19 protein-coding genes are annotated in these 17,496 nt (G+C 72.9%); 13 read left to right on the plus strand and 6 right to left on the minus strand.

From position 1 onward, the window contains the following. Positions 1 to 3: 3 nt before the first annotated feature. The 4 genes from aroA to AB0B55_RS29910 all read left to right on the plus strand — a co-directional run bounded on the left by aroA (position 4) and on the right by AB0B55_RS29910 (position 4,223). Entirely contained in the window at positions 4 to 1,302 is a 1,299-nt protein-coding gene (gene aroA, locus AB0B55_RS29895) for a 3-phosphoshikimate 1-carboxyvinyltransferase (RefSeq protein WP_357125881.1), read from the plus strand. A 251-nt stretch (positions 1,303 to 1,553) separates the two neighbouring features. Next, the gene (gene rsgA, locus AB0B55_RS29900; protein WP_357126550.1) at positions 1,554 to 2,462 is read left to right on the plus strand and encodes a ribosome small subunit-dependent GTPase A; all 909 of its coding nucleotides are present in this window, start codon (positions 1,554 to 1,556) and stop codon (positions 2,460 to 2,462) included. A gap of 28 nt (positions 2,463 to 2,490) precedes the next feature. After that, positions 2,491 to 3,309: a histidinol-phosphatase gene (gene hisN / locus AB0B55_RS29905; RefSeq protein WP_357125886.1), complete on the plus strand. Its 819-nt coding sequence runs from the start codon at positions 2,491 to 2,493 to the stop codon at positions 3,307 to 3,309. A 59-nt stretch (positions 3,310 to 3,368) separates the two neighbouring features. After that, on the plus strand, positions 3,369 to 4,223 hold the full coding sequence (locus AB0B55_RS29910) for a hypothetical protein (RefSeq protein WP_357126553.1): 855 nt from the start codon (positions 3,369 to 3,371) through the stop codon (positions 4,221 to 4,223). Between the two features lie 76 nt (positions 4,224 to 4,299). Here the strand turns inward: AB0B55_RS29910 and AB0B55_RS29915 are convergent, their stop codons facing one another. Beyond that, positions 4,300 to 5,499, minus strand: coding sequence for a glycosyltransferase (locus AB0B55_RS29915; protein WP_357125889.1), 1,200 nt, complete (start codon positions 5,497 to 5,499; stop codon positions 4,300 to 4,302). A gap of 203 nt (positions 5,500 to 5,702) precedes the next feature. On the opposite strand from AB0B55_RS29915, the gene AB0B55_RS29920 reads away from it, so the two are divergent. Continuing rightward, positions 5,703 to 6,701: an SDR family oxidoreductase gene (locus AB0B55_RS29920; RefSeq protein ID WP_357125892.1), complete on the plus strand. Its 999-nt coding sequence runs from the start codon at positions 5,703 to 5,705 to the stop codon at positions 6,699 to 6,701. A 51-nt stretch (positions 6,702 to 6,752) separates the two neighbouring features. Beyond that, the gene (locus AB0B55_RS29925; protein ID WP_357125896.1) at positions 6,753 to 7,325 is read left to right on the plus strand and encodes a DUF5709 domain-containing protein; all 573 of its coding nucleotides are present in this window, start codon (positions 6,753 to 6,755) and stop codon (positions 7,323 to 7,325) included. A 7-nt stretch (positions 7,326 to 7,332) separates the two neighbouring features. Here AB0B55_RS29925 and AB0B55_RS29930 read toward each other — a convergent pair whose 3' ends face one another. Together AB0B55_RS29930 and AB0B55_RS29935 are read right to left on the minus strand one after the other, a co-directional pair. Further along, positions 7,333 to 7,980, minus strand: a complete 648-nt coding sequence (locus AB0B55_RS29930) for a response regulator transcription factor (protein ID WP_357126556.1) — start codon at positions 7,978 to 7,980, stop codon at positions 7,333 to 7,335. A gap of 14 nt (positions 7,981 to 7,994) precedes the next feature. After that, a complete protein-coding gene (locus AB0B55_RS29935) occupies positions 7,995 to 9,119 on the minus strand; it encodes a DUF5931 domain-containing protein (RefSeq protein ID WP_357125899.1) in 1,125 nt (374 codons plus the stop codon). Between the two features lie 120 nt (positions 9,120 to 9,239). On the opposite strand from AB0B55_RS29935, the gene AB0B55_RS29940 reads away from it, so the two are divergent. Beyond that, a complete protein-coding gene (locus tag AB0B55_RS29940; protein WP_357125902.1) occupies positions 9,240 to 9,680 on the plus strand; it encodes an ATP-binding protein in 441 nt (146 codons plus the stop codon). Between the two features lie 218 nt (positions 9,681 to 9,898). On the opposite strand, the gene AB0B55_RS29945 is transcribed toward AB0B55_RS29940, so the two are convergent. Further along, positions 9,899 to 10,837 carry a ribose-phosphate pyrophosphokinase gene (locus AB0B55_RS29945; RefSeq protein WP_357125905.1) on the minus strand — a complete coding sequence of 313 codons (939 nt, stop codon included), beginning with the start codon at positions 10,835 to 10,837 and terminating at the stop codon, positions 9,899 to 9,901. A gap of 76 nt (positions 10,838 to 10,913) precedes the next feature. On the opposite strand from AB0B55_RS29945, the gene glpK reads away from it, so the two are divergent. The 3 genes from glpK (at position 10,914) to AB0B55_RS29960 (ending at position 13,362) form a co-directional block, all read left to right on the plus strand. Continuing rightward, entirely contained in the window at positions 10,914 to 12,398 is a 1,485-nt protein-coding gene (glpK, locus tag AB0B55_RS29950) for a glycerol kinase GlpK (RefSeq protein WP_357125908.1), read from the plus strand. Between the two features lie 3 nt (positions 12,399 to 12,401). After that, positions 12,402 to 12,824 carry a DUF3592 domain-containing protein gene (locus AB0B55_RS29955; protein WP_357175336.1) on the plus strand — a complete coding sequence of 141 codons (423 nt, stop codon included), beginning with the start codon at positions 12,402 to 12,404 and terminating at the stop codon, positions 12,822 to 12,824. Positions 12,825 to 12,912: 88 nt separating this feature from the next. After that, a complete protein-coding gene (locus AB0B55_RS29960) occupies positions 12,913 to 13,362 on the plus strand; it encodes a YbaB/EbfC family nucleoid-associated protein (RefSeq protein WP_357125914.1) in 450 nt (149 codons plus the stop codon). A gap of 21 nt (positions 13,363 to 13,383) precedes the next feature. On the opposite strand, the gene AB0B55_RS29965 is transcribed toward AB0B55_RS29960, so the two are convergent. Then, complete coding sequence (locus AB0B55_RS29965) at positions 13,384 to 13,833, minus strand: hypothetical protein (protein ID WP_355050553.1); 450 nt, start codon at positions 13,831 to 13,833, stop codon at positions 13,384 to 13,386. A gap of 104 nt (positions 13,834 to 13,937) precedes the next feature. Here AB0B55_RS29965 and AB0B55_RS29970 point away from each other — a divergent pair, with 104 nt between their 5' ends. Both AB0B55_RS29970 and AB0B55_RS29975 read left to right on the plus strand, forming a co-directional pair. Then, positions 13,938 to 14,231 (plus strand): hypothetical protein, encoded by a 294-nt coding sequence (locus tag AB0B55_RS29970; protein ID WP_357125918.1) that lies wholly within the window; start codon positions 13,938 to 13,940, stop codon positions 14,229 to 14,231. A 17-nt stretch (positions 14,232 to 14,248) separates the two neighbouring features. After that, complete coding sequence (locus AB0B55_RS29975; protein ID WP_357125922.1) at positions 14,249 to 15,145, plus strand: hypothetical protein; 897 nt, start codon at positions 14,249 to 14,251, stop codon at positions 15,143 to 15,145. Positions 15,146 to 15,164: 19 nt separating this feature from the next. Here the strand turns inward: AB0B55_RS29975 and AB0B55_RS29980 are convergent, their stop codons facing one another. Then, positions 15,165 to 15,998: a phosphoribosylaminoimidazolesuccinocarboxamide synthase gene (locus AB0B55_RS29980; RefSeq protein ID WP_357175338.1), complete on the minus strand. Its 834-nt coding sequence runs from the start codon at positions 15,996 to 15,998 to the stop codon at positions 15,165 to 15,167. A 148-nt stretch (positions 15,999 to 16,146) separates the two neighbouring features. Here AB0B55_RS29980 and AB0B55_RS29985 point away from each other — a divergent pair, with 148 nt between their 5' ends. After that, positions 16,147 to 17,478: an extracellular solute-binding protein gene (locus AB0B55_RS29985; protein ID WP_357125928.1), complete on the plus strand. Its 1,332-nt coding sequence runs from the start codon at positions 16,147 to 16,149 to the stop codon at positions 17,476 to 17,478. The last annotated feature ends 18 nt before the right edge of the window (positions 17,479 to 17,496 follow it).

Genomic DNA, 17,496 nt, shown 5'->3' on the forward strand with positions numbered 1-17,496 from the left:
ACCGTGGGGAATCTAACCGCGACCCGGCCGCCACAGCCGTGGGCCGCACCGACCGCGTCCGACCCGGTGGCGGCGACGCTGCGCCTACCCGGCTCCAAGTCGATGACCGCACGTGCCCTGGTGCTCAGCGCCCTGGCCGCCGGGCCGTCGACCCTGGCCGAGCCGCTGCGCGCCCGCGACACCGAGCTGATGTCCGCCGGTCTGCGCGCGATGGGCGCGCACGTCTCGATCAGTGACGACGAGCGCTGGCTGGTCCGGCCGCACCCGCTGGTCGGCCCCGCCCACGTGGACGTGGGGCTGGCCGGCACCGTGATGCGGTTCCTGCCGCCGGTGGCCGGCCTGACCGACGGGCAGGTCACCTTCGACGGTGACCCGTACGTCCGCACCCGGCCGCTCGGCCGGCTGGTCGACGCGCTGCGCTCGCTGGGCGTCCGGATCGACGTCGCCGGCACCGGCAGCCTGCCGCTGACCGTGCTCGGCACCGGCGGGGTCACCGGCGGCGAGGTGACGATCGACGCCTCCGTGTCCAGCCAGTTCGTCTCCGCGTTGTTGCTGGCCGCCCCGCGCTTCGACCGGGGCGTGGTGGTACGCCATGTCGGCCCGCCGGTGCCCTCCGCGCCGCACCTGCGGATGACCGTGCAGATGCTGCGGGCCGCTGGCGCCGCCGTCGACGACAGCACCCCCGACGTGTGGACCGTCGAGCCCGGCCCCCTCACCGGGCGCGGCTGGGACATCGAGCCGGACCTCTCCGGCGCGATGCCGTTCTTCGCCGCCGCCCTGGTCACCGGCGGTGAGGTGACGCTTCAGGGCTGGCCGCACCGCAGCGCGCAGCCGGTCGAGCAACTCCGCTCCCTGCTGCAGCGGATGGGCGGCGAGGTCACCCTCTCCACCGACGGGCTGACCGTCCGGGGCACCGGGGTGGTGCACGGCCTGACCGCCGACCTCTCCGAGGTCAGCGAGCTGACCCCGGTGCTGACCGCGCTGGCCATGCTCGCCGACTCACCCTCGGTCTTCACCGGCGTCGAGCACATCCGCGGCCACGAGACCGACCGGCTCGCCGCCCTCGCGCAGGAGTTCACCGCGCTCGGGGCCGACGTCACCGAGACGCCGGACGGCCTCGCGATCCGGCCCCGGCCGCTGCGCGGCGGGATCTTCCGCACCTACCACGACCACCGCATGGCGCACGCCGCGGCGGTGGCCGGGCTCGCCGTGCCGGGCATCGAGGTGGACGACGTCGGCTGTACCTCCAAGACCATGCCCGAGTTCCCGGCGCTATGGTCAGCGATGGTGACCGGCAAGTGAGCGTCCCGGACGCGCACTGAGAGCTGACGCGGAAAAGAGGACGGGTCCTGGCGACCAAGCGGCGGGAGTACGACGAGGACGACGTACGGGTGCGGCCCGGGAAGTCGTCGCGTCCGCGTACGCGCACCCGACCTCAGCACTCCGACGCGGTGGACGGCTTCGTCATCGCCGTCGACCGGGGGCGCTACCAGTGTGTGCTGTCCGGCGCCGAACGGGGAGCGGTCGGCGCCGAGCTGCCGACGGTGACCGCGATGCGGGCCCGGGAGCTGGGCCGCAAGTCGGTGGTCGTGGGTGACCGGGTCAGCCTCGTCGGCGACACCTCCGGCGCGCAGGGCGCTCTCGCCCGCATCGTCCGGATCGCCGAGCGCCGCTCGGTGCTGCGCCGCACGGCCGACGACGACGAGACCACCGCCGAGGGCCGGTTGGAACGTGTCGTCGTGGCAAACGCCGACCAGTTGGTGATCGTCAGCGCGTTGGCCGACCCGCCGCCGCGCACCGGGTTCATCGACCGCTGCCTGGTGGCCGCGTACGACGCGGACGTCGAGCCGCTGCTCTGCCTCACCAAGGCCGACCTGGCCGGCCCGGAGGAGGTGCTGGGCTACTACACGGAGCTGGAGCTGCCGTACGTGCTCAACCGTCCCGACGCCGACCTGGGCGCGCTGCGCGCGCTGCTCAGCGGCCGGGTGTCGGTGCTGGTCGGGCACTCCGGGGTGGGCAAGTCGACGTTGGTGAACCGCCTCGTCCCGGACGCCGCGCGCGCGGTCGGGGTGGTCAGCGCCATCGGTCGCGGCCGGCACACCTCCACCAGCGCGGTGGCGCTGCGGCTGCCACCGGTCCCCGGTGTCGACACCGACCCCGGCTGGATCATCGACACCCCGGGCATCCGTAGTTTCGGGCTGGCGCACGTCTCCGCCGACAGCCTGCTGCACGGGTTCCCCGACCTGGTGGAGGGCACCGTCGACTGCCCGCCGAACTGCCCGCACACGGCCGACGAGGCCGACTGCGGGCTGGACGCCTGGGTGGCCGCCGGGAAGGCGGACCCGCGCCGGCTGGCGTCGTACCGCCGGTTGCTGGCCTCCCGGGCCGGCGACGGCGACGCGCGCGGTGAGGGCGACCAGCGCGGGCCCGGCGAGGGCGACCGGCGCGGGCCCGACGAGTGACCCGGTGGACGTCGGCTAGGTTGCCGGCATGACCGGGTACGCCGACGACCTCGCCCTCGCCCATCTGCTCGCGGACCGCGCCGACGCCATCGCCACGGCCCGGTTCCGGGCGCTCGACCTGCGGGTGGACACGAAGCCGGACCTGACACCGGTCTCCGACGCGGACACCGCCGTGGAGCGGGAGATCCGGGCGCTGCTGACCGAGCACCGGCCCGCCGACGGGCTGCTCGGTGAGGAGTACGGCGCGCGGCCGGCCACCGAGCCGGGTGGCCGCCGGTGGATCGTCGACCCGATCGACGGCACCAAGAACTTCGTCCGGGGGGTGCCGGTGTGGGCCAGCCTCATCGCGCTGTACGACGGTGACCGGCCGGCGGTCGGCGTGGTCTCCGCCCCCGCGCTGGGACGGCGCTGGTGGGCGAGCGCGGGCGCGGGCGCGTACGCCGGTCCCGGTCCCGACGCGGGCGAGCGGATCGGCGTCTCCGCGGTACGCGACGTCGGCGACGCGAGCGTCTGCTACTCGTCGCTGACCGGCTGGGAGGACGCCGGGCGGCTCGACGCGCTGCTCGACCTGCTGCGGGCCGGCTGGCGCAGCCGGGCGTACGGCGACTTCTACGGCTACATGCTGTTAGCCGAGGGCGCGTTGGAGGTGATGGTCGAACCGGAACTGTCCCTGTGGGACGTGGCGGCGCTGGTGCCGATCGTCACCGAGGCGGGCGGCACGATCACCGATCTGACCGGTCGACCCGCGCCGACGGGTGAGCCCGGCACCGAGAGCAGCGTGGTGGCCACCAACGGTGTGCTGCACGCCGACATCCTCGCCCGTCTGGATCGACCAGCCGAGCGCTGACTGCCGACAACCTCTATTCTCGCCAGGTGGTCTCCTCCGGCTGGTGCTTCCTCGCGGCGATGATCGTCGCGTACGGCTTCGCCAACCTGCTCCAGTCGGTGGCCGCGGCGCGCACCACCGTGCACCACACCTTCGATCCGGGTCTGCTGCTGAGACTGGCCGGGCACCGGACGTACCTGATCGGGCTGACCTGCCAGATCGGCGGTTTCGTGCTCGCCTTCCTGGCCCGGCGCGATCTGCCCCTGTTCCTGGTGCAGGCGAGCGTGGCGGCCGGGCTCGGGGTGACCGCGATCATCGGTGTGCTGGTGTTGAAGTGGCGGATGCCGATGGCGGAGGTGGCCCTGCTGGCCCTGCTCTTCGCCGGGATCACCGCGCTGGTGCTGGCCGCGCGGCCGGCGCCGTCGAAGCAGCTCGGCACCGCCGGCTCGATAGCCCTGCTGGTGGCGCTCGGGGTCATCGCGGTGCTCGGCTTCTTCGCCGTCCGGCTGCACGGCGCCCCCGGTTCGGTGGCGCTGGGCTCGCTGGCCGGTCTGGCGTTCTCCTCGGCCGCCGTCGCGGCCCGGCCGCTGGCCTCCGCGCCGTCGGCCGAGGCGTTCCTCGCCGACCCGCTGTTCTATCTGCTGATCGGCCACTCGATCGTCGGCCAACTGCTGCTCGGCCTGGCCATGCAGCGCGGTTCGACGACCGCCGCGGTCGCCGCCATGGACGCCGCCGGAGCGGTGCCCGCGGCGATCGTCGGCCTGCTGCTGCTCAACGACAAGATCTGGCCGGGGCGCGAGTGGCTGGCCGCCGCCGGTTTCCTGGTCACCCTGGCCGCCGTGATCGGCCTGACCCGGTACGCCCAGCCGCAGCAGCACCGCGCGGCGGCCCGCCGCAGTAACCGGGACATGGTCGGCGCCGGCCGAGCCGCCTGACGCGAAAGCCCACGCCGCCGCCTGAGACGAGAGCCCACGCCGCGTCACGCGGACGCGGCGTGGGCTCTGCCGTCCTTCAGGCCTCGACGGGCTTGCGGCGACTCGCCACCCGCTCGTAGAGACGTTCCAGCGCGGCCGCGGTCCGTTCCCAGGTGTAGCTGCTACGGACCCGGTCCACGGCGGCGTGACCGTAGGCGAACCGGCCGGCGTTGTCGGCGAGCAGCCGGCGCAGGGACAGCCCCAGCGTCCGGACGTCACCGGGTGGCACGAGGCGGCCGGTGACCTCGTCGACGACGGCGTCCGCCAGGCCGCCCATCGCGTAGCCGACAACCGGTACCCCGCACGCCATCGCCTCCAGGGAGACGCGGCCGGCCGAGGAGTAGTGCGGAGTGCAGGCCACCACGTCGGCCGAGCGGTACCAGGTCGCCATCTGGTCGTGCGGTACGGCTCCGACGAGGCGTACCTGCTCGGCGACCCCGGCGCGTTCGGCCAGTTCGCGCAGGCGGCGTGCCTCGGTGTGGTGGGACAGTTGGTCGGCCGGTGGGCCACCGGCGATCACCAACTCGGCGTCGCCGACCAGCCGCATCGCCCGGATCAGGTCGTCCTGGCCGTGCCCCGGGGACAGCCCGCCGACGGAGAGGATCCGGGACCGCTGTTCGCGCGGAGCCGCCTCGCCGTCCGGGTGGAACTGCGCGGTGTCCACCCCGGCCGGCACCATCGCCACGGATGTCCGTTGCAGGCCCATCCGGGTCAACTCGTCGACCTCGTCGTTGGACTGGGCCACGGCGATGTCCACCGCCCGGGTCAGCGCCCGTTCCAGCGGGATGCGCTCCCCCGGGCCGTCGTACCCGCCGCCGAGGTGGCGCAGCTGCTCCACACCGAGCGAGTGGAAGGTCTGTACGACCGGGATGTCGGTCTCCCGGACGGCGTGCGCGGCAGCCAGCCCACCGATCCAGTAGTGCCCGTGCACCACCTCGGGACGCCAGGCGCCGCCCCACTCGTCGGTCAGCCAGCGCCCGAACTCGGTGACGTGCGGGACGAGTCCGGCGGTGGGCAGGGCGGTCGGCGGACCGACTGGCACCCGGTGCACCCGGTAGCCGTCGACGTCCAGCGTCGCCGGCAGTTCCGGGTCGTCCCGGCGCTCGTAGATCCGGACATCATGGCCTCTGCCCGCCAACTCGGCGGCGACCCGCGCGATGTGTTGTCGAGTGCCGACCGGCGGGCCGTCGGCGTGCCGGTACGAACTGCTGTGCGCGCAGACGAGGCCGACGCGCATGGGTCACCTCCCTGCGATCTTTTCCTCGGCGGTCCCGGTCAGAGCGTCCCATTAACCTGCGCGCGCCGAGTCGAAACCTGGCAGATCGGGAACAGTCACCGCGAGTGCCACCGACACTTGCGCCACGGCAATCACAGCGGCCCCGAATCGGAACCTCACCGGCCGGTGGTATGACCGGCCCCGACCCGGGGTACCGCTGGGAGATGCCGCTGACCCGGAGCCTCGACGATTCGACCGTGGTGATCACCGGCGCGTCCAGCGGGATCGGCACGGCCACCGCGTACGCGTTGGCGCGGCGTGGTGCCGCCGTGGTCCTCGCCGCCCGCAGCGAGCAGGCGCTACAGCAGGTCGCGCAGCGCTGCCGGCAACTGGGGGGCCGCGCGCTGGCCGTACCCACCGACGTGACCGACCTCGACTCCGTGCAGCGCCTGGCCGAGCGGGCGGTGGTCGAATTCGGCCGCGTCGACGCGTGGGTGAACAACGCCGCGGTGAGCGCGGTGGGTCTGTTCGACGAGATCCCGGTCGCCGAGTTCCGGCGGGTGCTGGAGGTCAACCTGCTGGGCACGGTGCACGGCATCAAGGCCGCGCTGCCGCACCTGGAAGCGGCCGGCGGGGGCGTGCTGGTCAACAACGCCTCGGTGCTGGCCGAGGTGGCGATGCCGTACCAGTCGGCGTACAACGCCGCCAAACACGGCATCCGCGGCCTGGCCGACACCGTCCGGCAGGAACTGCGGGTCACCGGTCGGGGGCAGATATCCGTCTGCACCGTGTTGCCGGCAACCATCGACACCCCGTTCTTCCGGCACGCGGCCAACCACAGCGGTCGGGAGCTGGTGCCACCCCCGCCGATCTACCCGCCGGAGGTGGTCGCCCAGACGATCGTGCGGTTGCTGCGCCGGCCACGCCGGGAGGCGTACGCCGGTGGGGCCGCCCGGCTGCTCGGCCTCCAGTGGCGGCTGGCGCCGGCGTTGGTCGAGCGGACCCTCGGCTGGTACGCCCACCGCACCCAGTTCGGTCCGGGCGTCCGGCTGGACAGCACTGGCAACGTGTTCCACGCCGACGGGCAGGCCAGCCGCGACGGCGGTTGGCACGGCCGACGGCGTCAGTTGGTGCGGATGACGGCGGCGTTCGGTCTCGCCGCGGCGGGCACCGCCGTCGGCACGATGGCGGCGATCAACCGCCGCTCCCGGTCGATCCGCTGATGACGGGCCCTGCCCCGGTTACGGCGGGAGGGCAGCGGGTAGTGATCAGACATGCGCGACAACGAGTTCCCGACCCCCGTGTCCGACACCGAGGCGGAGGGTCTGCCCGACACCGCCGACGACGACTCGACCGCCTACGACGACGTCCTGACCGGGCGTGAGGCGGACGGTCCGGAGCCGGCCCAGATCCCCGGCGACCGTACGCCGGTGGCGGTGGACCGCTTCGGGACGACCGCCGAGGAGCAGCTGGACGGGGAGTCGTTGGACTACAAGCTCGACCGGGAGGTCTACGAGCGCCCGGTGGACGACCCGCTCGCCGGCCCGGTCGACCCGAAGATCGCCTTCGAGGCGGAGAACGAGGCCGCTGCGGCGGAGGCCCAGCTCGACGCCGACGTGATGGACCCGGGGCCCACCTCGGACCCCAACTCGCCGGTCTCCCTCTACGACCACGGTCAGCTCGGCACGGTCGCCGACGCCACCGTGGGCCGGCTGGTGGAACCGGACGAGGGGGCGCACACCGACCAGGAGACCGATTCGGTCGCGTACGACGCGGGCGCGGCCGGTGGCGGGGCGACCGCCGAGGAGCTGGCCATCCACGAGACCGAACCGCCGCGCTCGGTCTGAGGTCCGGTCAGTCGTCCAGCCCACGCTCGATGGCGTAGCGGGTCAACTCGACGCGGTTGTGCAGGTGCAGCTTGCCCAGCGTGTTCTGCACGTGGTTCTGCACCGTACGGTGGGAAAGGCCGAGCCGCTCGGCGATCTGCTTGTACGACATCCCCTTCGCCACCAGACGCAGCACCTCCGTCTCCCGGGCGGTGAGCCGGGGCGTCCCCGGCTCACCGTCGTCGGCCGTGCCGGCCTCCGGCCCGGCGGCCAACCGGCGGTACTCCCCCAGCACCAGCCCGGCCAGGCCGGGCGTGAAGACCGGGTCGCCGTTGGCGGTGCGACGTACCGCGTCGAGGAACTCGCCGGGCGCCGTCGACTTCACCAGGTAGCCGGTGGCGCCCGCCTTGACCGCGTCGAGCACGCTCTGCTCCTCGCCACTGGCACTGAGCATGAGCACCCGCACGGCGGGCAGGGCGGCGCGCAGCCCGACGACGACCTCGACCCCGGAGATGTCCGGTAGTTGCAGGTCGAGCACGACCACGTCGGGTCGGGCGGCGGCGCCGATCCGGATGGCCTGCCGCCCCTCGCCGCTGGTCGCCACCACCAGGAAGCCGGCCTCCGCCAGGTCCCGGGCCACGCCCTCACGCCACATCGGATGGTCGTCGACCACCATCACCCGCACGGCGTTCACGGCCGCGTCCTCGGCACGGTCAGCTCGATCTCGGTGCCGGCGTCGGGGCTCGACATGATCCGGACCGTCCCGCCCAGGTCGGTCACCCGGCCGCGGATCGACTGGGTGACACCGAGCCGCCCCTGCGCGGCGGCCTCGGCCAGTCGGCCCTCTTCGATGCCCGGCCCCTCGTCACGGATCGACACGGTCACGGTCTCCCCCTCGTCCTCGACCAGCACCCAGGCCCGTCCCCCGGCGTGGCGGCCGACATTGTCCAGGGCCGCGCCGGTGGCGGCCGCCAACTCGCCGGCCACCTGCCGGGGCAGGGTCACCGGGGTGGCGGGCGCCGAGAGCGACACCGCCGTCGAGGCGTACCGGCCGAGCAGGTCCCGCAGGTCCACCGCGTCCGTCCCGGTGATTCCGGCGGGCGTGGTGCCGGCGATCAGAGCGCGCAGCGCGGCCTCCTGCTCACCGGCGAGCCGGGCCAACTCCCCGGCCTCACCGGGCAGGTGCGCGCCGCGCCGCTGCACCAACGCCAGCACCTGCAGGACCGAGTCGTGGATGCCGCGGGCCAACCGCTCCCGCTCCCGGGTGGCCGCCTCCAGCTCCACCGCGTGCTGCAGGCGTTCCTCGGCGCGCACGGCGAGCCGGGCGACGTGCCCGACCACCACCCCGGCGAGCAGCAGCAGGATCACCCCGGTGAAGGAGGACTGGCCGATCCGCTCCCGGGTGGCCAGGTCCGCGCCGGCCACCAGCAGCGCGGCCACCGTGCCGCGCCGCCGGCCGCCGGAGACGGCCCAGGCCAGCACCGGGCCGGCCATCCAGGCCACCCCGAGAGTGGGTACGCCGTGCCCGAGCGCCTGCCGCCCCACCACCCACGGGCTGGACAGCACGATGGCGATCACCACGCCGAGGTCGACCAGCAGCAGTGGCCAGCGACGCCAGGCCGGTCGGGCGTACGCGACGGCGGCCAGCCCGGTCCAGATGACCATCACCAGCACCAGGGCGCCGACGATGATCGGGTGGGCGTACCGGTCGGCGTCGCGTACGGCGAGCACGCCGACGTACCCGAGGGAGGCCAGCCGGAAGACGGTGAGCGCCCGCCAGAGCGGCACCTCGAAACCACCCGGCGGCGACGGCATGGCGGTCAGGATGCCACAGCCGGGTCGGTGACGCGGGGGCCACGTGGTGCGGTCCAGGAAACCCTGACGTACGGTTGAAAAGCCGCGAAATATTCCGAGATCCGCCGCCGGGACAGGGCCATGACGAATGCAGATCCGCACGCACCGCGTACGGTTGTGCCCATCGAACCCGCCCTCCTGATCGCCGAGGCCTTCGACCAGGCCCAGGTGACCGAGATTCGACACTCGGTCACCTCCTGCGCGCACGCCTGCGGCCTCGACGGCCAACGGCTGGACGACTTCGTGCTCGCCGTCAACGAACTGATCACCAACGCGGTGCGGCACGGCGGCGGGCGCGGGTGGCTCCGGCTCTGGCAGGAGCCCGGCGAGCTGCTCTGCGAGGTGGCGGACCACGGGCACGGCATCACCCCGCAGCGCCTCGGCGACCGGAGTCGTCCCGCCGCGGAGACCGCCGGCGGATGGGGCCTCTGGCTGGCCCGCGAGCTGACCGACGCGATGGAGATCGCCACCAGCTCCGCCGGCACCACCGTCCGAATCACCACCACCCTCCCCACCCCCTAACCCCACCCCACCCCACCCCGCCCCCGCCGCGCCCCGCCGCGCCCCGCCCCGCCGCGCCGATCTTGCACTTTCGGTGGCGACGAAGCGGTCCCAAGGCGACATTTGGGCAGCACAAAGTGCAAGATCGGCGAGCCGAAGCGGGGCGAGGCGAGGGGGCGGGCGGGGCGAGGGGGCGGGCGGGGCGAGGGCGGGGGGCGGGGAGGGCCGGGGCGGGGCGGTCAGCCGAAGAGGGCGGAGACTGACTCGCCGTTGTGGATTCGGCGCATCGCCTCGGCCAGAGCCGGGGCGACCGAGAGGACCTGAAGCTTCGCCACCCGCTTCTCGGCCGGGATGGGGACCGTGTTGGTGCAGACGATCTCCAACACGCCGTCCTGGTCGCTGAGCCGGCGCAGCGCGTCGCCGGAGAACAGGCCGTGCGTACAGGCCAGCCGGATCGAGCGGACCTTCAGGTCGCGCAGGTGCTCCATCAACTCGATCACGGTGCTGCCCTTGGCGATCTCGTCGTCCAACACGATGACGTCCCGGTCGGCCACCTCACCGATCACCGCGCTGATCTTGACGAGGTCGTCGCTGAACCGCTGCTTCGCGCCGGCCGCGACGGGCGTGCCGAGCAGCCGGGCGAAGGCGGCTGCCTCCTTGGCGTTGCCCAGGTCGGGCGAGACCACCACGGTGTTGCTCAGGTCGTACCGCCGGAAGTGCGTGGCCAACTCCCGCAGCGCGTGCAGGTGGTCGACGGGGACGCTGAAGAAGCCGTGCACCTGCGGCGAGTGCAGGGTCAGCGCCAGCACCCGGTCCGCTCCCGCCGAGGTCAGCAGGTCGGCGACGAGCCGGGCGCCGATCGAGATCCGTGGCGCGTCCTTCTTGTCCGAGCGGGCGTACGCGTAGTGCGGAAGCACCACGGTGATCCGGCCGGCGGACGCGCCCCGCGCCGCGTCGATCATCAGCAGCAGCTCGACCAGATTTTCCTGCACGGGCGGCACCAGCGGCTGGATCAGGAAGACGTCCCGCTCCCGGCAGTTGGCCTGCAACTGCACCTCGAGACAGTCGTTGGCGAACCGGGAGACCCGTACCGGATGCAGCGGCACCCCCAGGTGGGCGCAGATCTCGGCGGCGAGGTCGGGATGGGCAGTTCCACTGAAAACGGCGATGTCGCGCACGTTCGCACATCGTAGGCGACGCGGGGCCGACGTGACGCGTGTCGCACCACGCCGCCACTGCGGGTACGGTGCTGCCGTGACCCCCCAGTACGTCGCCGCCATCGACCAGGGCACCACCTCCTCGCGGTGCATCGTGTTCGACGCCGCCGGGGAGATCGTCGCCGCGGCCCAGCGCGAGCACCGGCAGATCTTTCCCCGCCCCGGGTGGGTGGAGCACGACGCCGAGGAGATCTGGGACAACGTCCAGCGGGTGGTCGCCGAGGCGCTGCGGTCCGCCGGCGTCGATCCGTCGGGGCTCGCCGCCGTGGGCATCACCAACCAGCGGGAGACCACCGTCGTCTGGGACCGGGCCACCGGCCGGCCGATAGCCAACGCCGTGGTCTGGCAGGACACCCGCACCGGCCCGCTGCTGCGCGAGCTCGCCTCGGCGTACGGCGAGGACTGGTTCCGGGCCCGCACGGGTCTTCCACTGGCCACCTACTTCGCCGGCCCGAAACTGCGATGGCTGCTCGACGAGGTCGACGGCCTACGCGAGCGCGCGGAGCGCGGCGAGGTGCTGTTCGGCACGATGGACAGTTGGCTGATCTGGAAGCTCACCGGTGAGCACGTCACCGACGTGACCAACGCCAGCCGGACCCTGCTGATGGACCTCACCACCCTCGACTGGGCTCCGGAGCTGCTCGACGCGCTGGGCGTGCCCGCCGCGATGCTGCCCGAGATCCGCTGCTCGGCCGAGGTGTACGGGACGGCCACCGGCGTGCTTGCCGGGGTGCCGGTGGCCAGCGCGCTCGGCGACCAGCAGGCCGCCCTGTTCGGGCAGACCTGCTTCCAGCCCGGCGAGGCCAAGTGCACCTACGGCACCGGCAGCTTCCTCCTGCTCAACACGGGCGCCACCCCGGTGCCGTCCACGCACGGCCTGCTCACCACGGTCGCCTACCGGATCAAGGACCAACCACCGGCGTACGCCCTGGAGGGCGCCATCGCGGTCACCGGATCGCTGGTGCAGTGGCTGCGGGACAACCTCGGGTTGATCTCCTCCGCGGCCGAGGTGGAGGACCTGGCCCGCACCGTGGACGACAACGGCGGCTGCTACGTCGTGCCGGCGTTCTCGGGCCTGTTCGCCCCGCATTGGCGCAGCGACGCGCGGGGGGTGATCGCCGGCCTGACCGGCTACATCACGAAGGGGCACCTGGCCCGGGCGGCGCTGGAGGCGTCGGCGTGGCAGACCCGCGAGGTGGTCGACGCGATGGACGCCGACTCCGACGTGGCGCTGCGCCGACTCCGGGTGGACGGCGGGATGACCGCCAACACGCTGCTCATGCAGTTCCTCGCCGACGTGCTCGACGTCCCGGTGGTCCGCTCCCGGATCACCGAGACCACCTGCCTGGGCGCCGCGTACGCCGCTGGCCTGGCGGTGGGCTTCTGGCCCGACCTCGCCACCCTGCGCGCGCAGTGGCGCTCCGACGCGCGGTGGGAATCGACGATGGCCGCCGAGCTGCGTGAGCGGGAGTTGCGTCAGTGGCGCAAGGCCGTCCAGCGCACGCTCGACTGGGAGGAGTGAGTCATGCCGCAGGTGGTCCTGGCGATCCTGGCGGGCCTCGGCCTGGCCGGAAGCGCGTACGCCCTCGTCCGGTTCCGGCGCGACCTCGGTCTGCTGCGCCGGGGCGTACGAACGCCGGGTGAGGTGGTGGAACTGCGTCCGGTGACCCGGGGGAACGGTCCCCGCACCTACTACCCGGTGGTGCGGTACCGACTGGTCGACGGGACCGAGGTGACCGCGACGCCGGGGCGCTTCCGGCAGACCCCGCTCTCGGCCGCGCCCGGGCCGGTCACCGTGGTGTACGAACCCGAGCGTCCGAACCGGATCCTCGTCGAGTCGCCGAGCATCGTCGGAAGGTCCTCGGTGCTGGTCCCGTTCGTCTCGCTGCTCACCGTCAGCGTGACCGTGCTGCTGGTCGGCGTCGGGATCTTTGTGAGCCTGGGCTGATTCGCGCTCCACAGTGGTCCGATCCCCCATGGGTGGACCGTGGTGGGTACCGTCGGCCGGTCACATCGACGACAGCGGGAGGGACACGATGAGCGGGCCGATCGGCGGCACACCGAATCCGGACGTGATGGCGCAACTGTCGGCGCGGATGCGCGAGCAGTTGAGCCGCGGCGAGGAGCTGCGCGAACGGTTGACCGGGTTGACCGGTCACGCCGAGAGCGAGAACGGGTTGGTGCGCGTCACCTGCACCGCCGACGACCCGGCGCGGGAACTACACCTCGACCCACGGGCCCTGAGACTGCCCGCCGCCGAATTGTCGGAGCTGGTCGCCGGCCTCCTGCGCGAGGCGCGGGCCGACCTGGCGCGGGCGACCAACGAGGTGATGCGTGAGTTGGGTGGCCCGGCCGGCCCTGCGGCGGTGCTCCACGACCCGGCGGCAGCGCAGGCGAAGCTGGCGCAGCTCAACGACATGGTCAGCGGGCCGCTCCGGGAGAGCACGGAGATGCTGGAACGGCTGCGGCGTCAACTGGGGGTCTGAGGGCGCCAGCCCAGGAGCGGGTCAGCGGCCGCGCCGCACCCGCTGCACGCCCGCCCGCAGGAAGACGACGGCGAGCGCCACCGTCACCGCCAACAGGACCGCGCCCACCATCAGCGGGGCGATGAGCCAGGCCATCAGGCTGGCGGTGGCCCGGTCGCCGTTGGCCCAGCCGTCGACCCGGTCGCCGGTGTGAAACGAGCCGCCGCCCACCGGGCCGCTGACCACCCTTCCGTCGGACATGTTCCAGGTGCCCCGGCACCGCTGGGTCCCCTTGGGACCACCGTTGTCACAGGACTCGACCTGGATGCTCACCCGCTCGGCGCCGATCAGGTTGCGGCCGAGGCCGATGGGCAGCACCAGCAGGACCAGGAGCATGAGGATCGGCACCATAACCCGCTGCCAGCGCGGTCGGCGGGCCATCCGGGTCAGGTAGTCCTCGGGGGGCGTCGACGCGGAACGTCCGGCTGCCATGGTTCGCAGGCTACCAGCGACGGGCACTCACGCCCATCCATGATCCTGTTAGGCTGTCCGCGCTCCGGCACCATGAACATCGATCACGTACACGGGGAGAGTCGATGATCGAGGTTGACCCGCCGGCGATCCGCGCGCTCGGCGACACGATCGAGCGTCAGGTCGGGCCGCCCCTCGACGCCTGCGCCGAACTGCTGGAGTCCGCCCGCGCCATCGAACACAGCAACTTCACCTCGGTGGTGCCGCAGCTCGCGGTCGCCTACGTCGGCGCGATCGAGTTCGTCGAGGAGCAGTTGCGCACCAAGCGCGAGCACCTCGCTGAGGTCCGGTCCCGGCTGGGCCGTACGGCGGACAACTGGGAGGCCGCCGAGACCGCCAGCACCATCGCTCCCCGCTGAGGACGCCGGAGACCGACATGGCAGACCCCACCTACCCCGCAGCCGCCGCGAAACTCGCGATGACGGAGATCAGCCTGGCCGCCGCGGTCATCCCCGCCGCCTGGCCGATCGCCCAGATCGTCTACTTCAACCAGTGCGACCCCGAGACGATCATGCGCAAGGGCGGCGACTGGTTGGCCATGTACGACCAACTCGGCACCGCCCACGGCAACCTCGACGACGCCCTCGCGACCCTGACCGCGGCCCAGTGGAGCGGCAAGGACCGCGAAGCGTTCGGGGTGCACATCAACGCGTACGGAACGCAGATCGTCGGCACCCAGGTCCTCACGGTCACCGTGGGCGTCACCATGCTCTGCGTCGGAGCCGCCCTACTCTGCCTCGTCGTGGCGTACGCGGTGGTGTCCACCATCCTGGCGGTCTTCGCCGCCTTCATCGCGGCGGCCGGGGCAACCGTCGTCGGCGCACCGGCTGCGGCGTCCGCCCTGGCGACGGCGAACTCGTTCGCCGCCTCGGCGCTCAGCTTCCTCAAGGGGATCGAGACGATGGCCGAGGCGATCGCCACCGGCGGGGCGGCGGCCATCGCGGGTGCCGCCTCGTTCGACGTCGGCACCCACCTGGGCAGCGGCGACGTCGGGGTGCTCAAGGATCTGGTCCAGGCCACCGTCGACGGGCTCGACAATGTCGCCGCCGGGTTCCTGTCCAAGTGGGAGCGCGACTTCGTGGGGTACGGCATCCACAGCGGCGCCCGACACGCGGTCGGTTCCCCGACCGGCCCCGGCTACCTGGTGTACGGAGGCGGCACCCAGGTCGCGCCGGCCGGCACGGACGGCGACGGAGACACCGTCTACGGCACCTCGGGCGTGGTCGACAACCTGTGGTCGAGGTTGTTCGGGAACGACGCCTGGAACCACTGAGGGTCCCAGGCCGGCGCGGTCACTCCCAGCGGTTGCCGGTGAGCTTCTCGTACACCTCGACGTAGCGGGCCCGGGTCGCCTCGACGACCTCGGCGGGTACGTCCGGCGCGGGCGGCAGCTTGTTCCAGCCGCTACCGGTGGCCCAGTCCCGCACGTACTGCTTGTCGTAGGAGAACTGCACACGGCCCGGCTGGTACGACTCGGCGGGCCAGAACCGCGACGAGTCAGAGGTCAGCAGTTCGTCGGCGAGCACCAGGGTGCCGTCCGACGCCCAACCCAGTTCAATCTTGGTGTCGGCGATCAGGATGCCCCGGTCGGCGGCCAGTTCGGCCCCGCGCCGGTAGATGTCGAGGGTGATCTGCCGCAGCCGCTCGGCGGTCTCCTGGCCCACCTTGGCCACCACGTCGTCGTACGTGATCGGCTCGTCGTGCTCGCCGGCCGGCGCCTTGCTCGACGGGGTGAAGATCGGCTCGGGCAGGATCGACGCCTCGCCGAGCCCTCGGGGCAGCGGTACGCCGGAGACCGTTCCGGTGCGCTCGTACTCGCGCAGGCCGCCGCCGGTCAGGTAGCCGCGGGCGACACACTCGACGGGGACCATGTCGAGCCGCTGGCAGCGGATCGCCCGGCCGGCGAACTCGGCCGGCACGTCGGTGGCCGAGATGACGTGGTTCGGCACCAGGTCGGCGAGCTGTTCGAACCACCACAACGAGAGCGCGGTGAGCAGTCGACCCTTGTCCGGGATCGGTGTCGGCAACGGCACGTCGTAGATCGAGATGCGATCCGACGCGACCAGGATCAGGTCGTCGCCGTCGGCGTACACGTCCCGGACCTTGCCCGAGTGCAGAAGTTCCACGTGCCCTAGTACACCACGTGACGCCGCCGGGTCCGTCCGGCCACCCCTGGGCCCACGGGCCGACCGGGGTGACCGGACGGACGTTGACACCCTCCTGCGCCGCCTGCGTGAATGGTCCGACCCCCGTCCGTCGGTGCCAGGAGACCCCGTGTCCGCTGTTCGTCCCCCGATCAACCGGTTTGCCGCCGACCCGGGCCGACGCCGGGTGCTCACCGCGCTGTTCGGCGCTCCCCTGCTGGCCACCGGCGGCCTGGCCGGGTGCAGCGACGGCGCCGACACCTCGACCGGGAACGGCCCGGTCGAGCTGTCGGTCTTCTGGTGGGGCGGGGCGAAGCGGGCCGAGCTGACGGAGAAGGTCCTCCGGCTGTACTCCGAGCGCAACCCGGGGGTCACCTTCCGGGTGACCTGGCAGGGCGTCGACGGCTACTACGAGCGGCTCGCCACCCAGGCGGCCGGCGGGAACGTCCCGGACCTGATCCAGCTCGACGACTCGATGCTGGCCGAGTACACCCAACGCCAGATCACGCTCGACCTGAGCCAGCCGATCGCCGATCACCGACTGGACCTGCGTGGCCTGCCGGAGGGTCTGGTCCGGTACGGCACGGTGGACGGGCGGACGACGGGGGTCGCGGCCGGGCAGACACTCGCCGCCGTGGTCTTCAACCGGGACCTGCTGCGCGAGCTACAGGTGCCCGAACCGCGTGGCGGAATGTCCTGGGCGGACTACATCGCCTGGGCGCAGCTGGTCACCGAGGCCAGCGACGACCAGGTGGCCGGCACGATGGACGCGTCCGGCGACTACCGCGCCCTCTGGCTCTGGCTCCGGTCCCAGGGCGGCGAATTCTACCGGGGTCGGGAGCTGGGCTTCGGCGCCGACGAGCTGATCGCCTGGTTCGAGCTGTGGCAGCGGGCCCGCGCCGGCCGGGCGACGCCGGGCGCGGCCCTCGTCGAGCAGGCCGACAGCGGGGAGCCGTCCCGGCAGCCGGTGGTCACCGGGTTGACGGCCGCGTCCTTCGCCTGGTCCCACCAACTGCCGGAGCTGCAACGACTCACCGACTCCGAGCTGGGCGTGGTGGGCTTCCCGGGGCCGCCGGGCGCCCAGTGGGCACGCGCGTCGATGTACTGGGCCGGCTTCCGGGGCACCCGCCACCCGGACACCGTGGCCGACGTGATCAACTTTTTGACCACCAACGGCGAGGCCGGCACGGTCCTCGGCCACGAGCGGGGCCTCAACCCCAGTCTCGCCGTTCGCCGGTACACCCAGGGCAGCATCACCGACCCGGCCCAGCAGCGCGCCGCCGCTCTCGGGGACAGCCTGGCCGATCAGCTCGGGCCGGCGCCGTCACCGCCACCGAAGGGCCACGCCAAGGTACGCACCCTGCTGGTCACCGCCGCCGAGCGGGTCCGGGTCCGACGGGACGGTACCCGAGAGGCCACCGCCCGCTTCCTGTCCCAGGCCATCGGCGCCCTGGCGGGCTGAGCCCGGGTCGTCAGCGCG

Source organism: Micromonospora sp. NPDC049107, from assembly GCF_040648595.1.
Lineage (GTDB): Bacteria > Actinomycetota > Actinomycetes > Mycobacteriales > Micromonosporaceae > Micromonospora.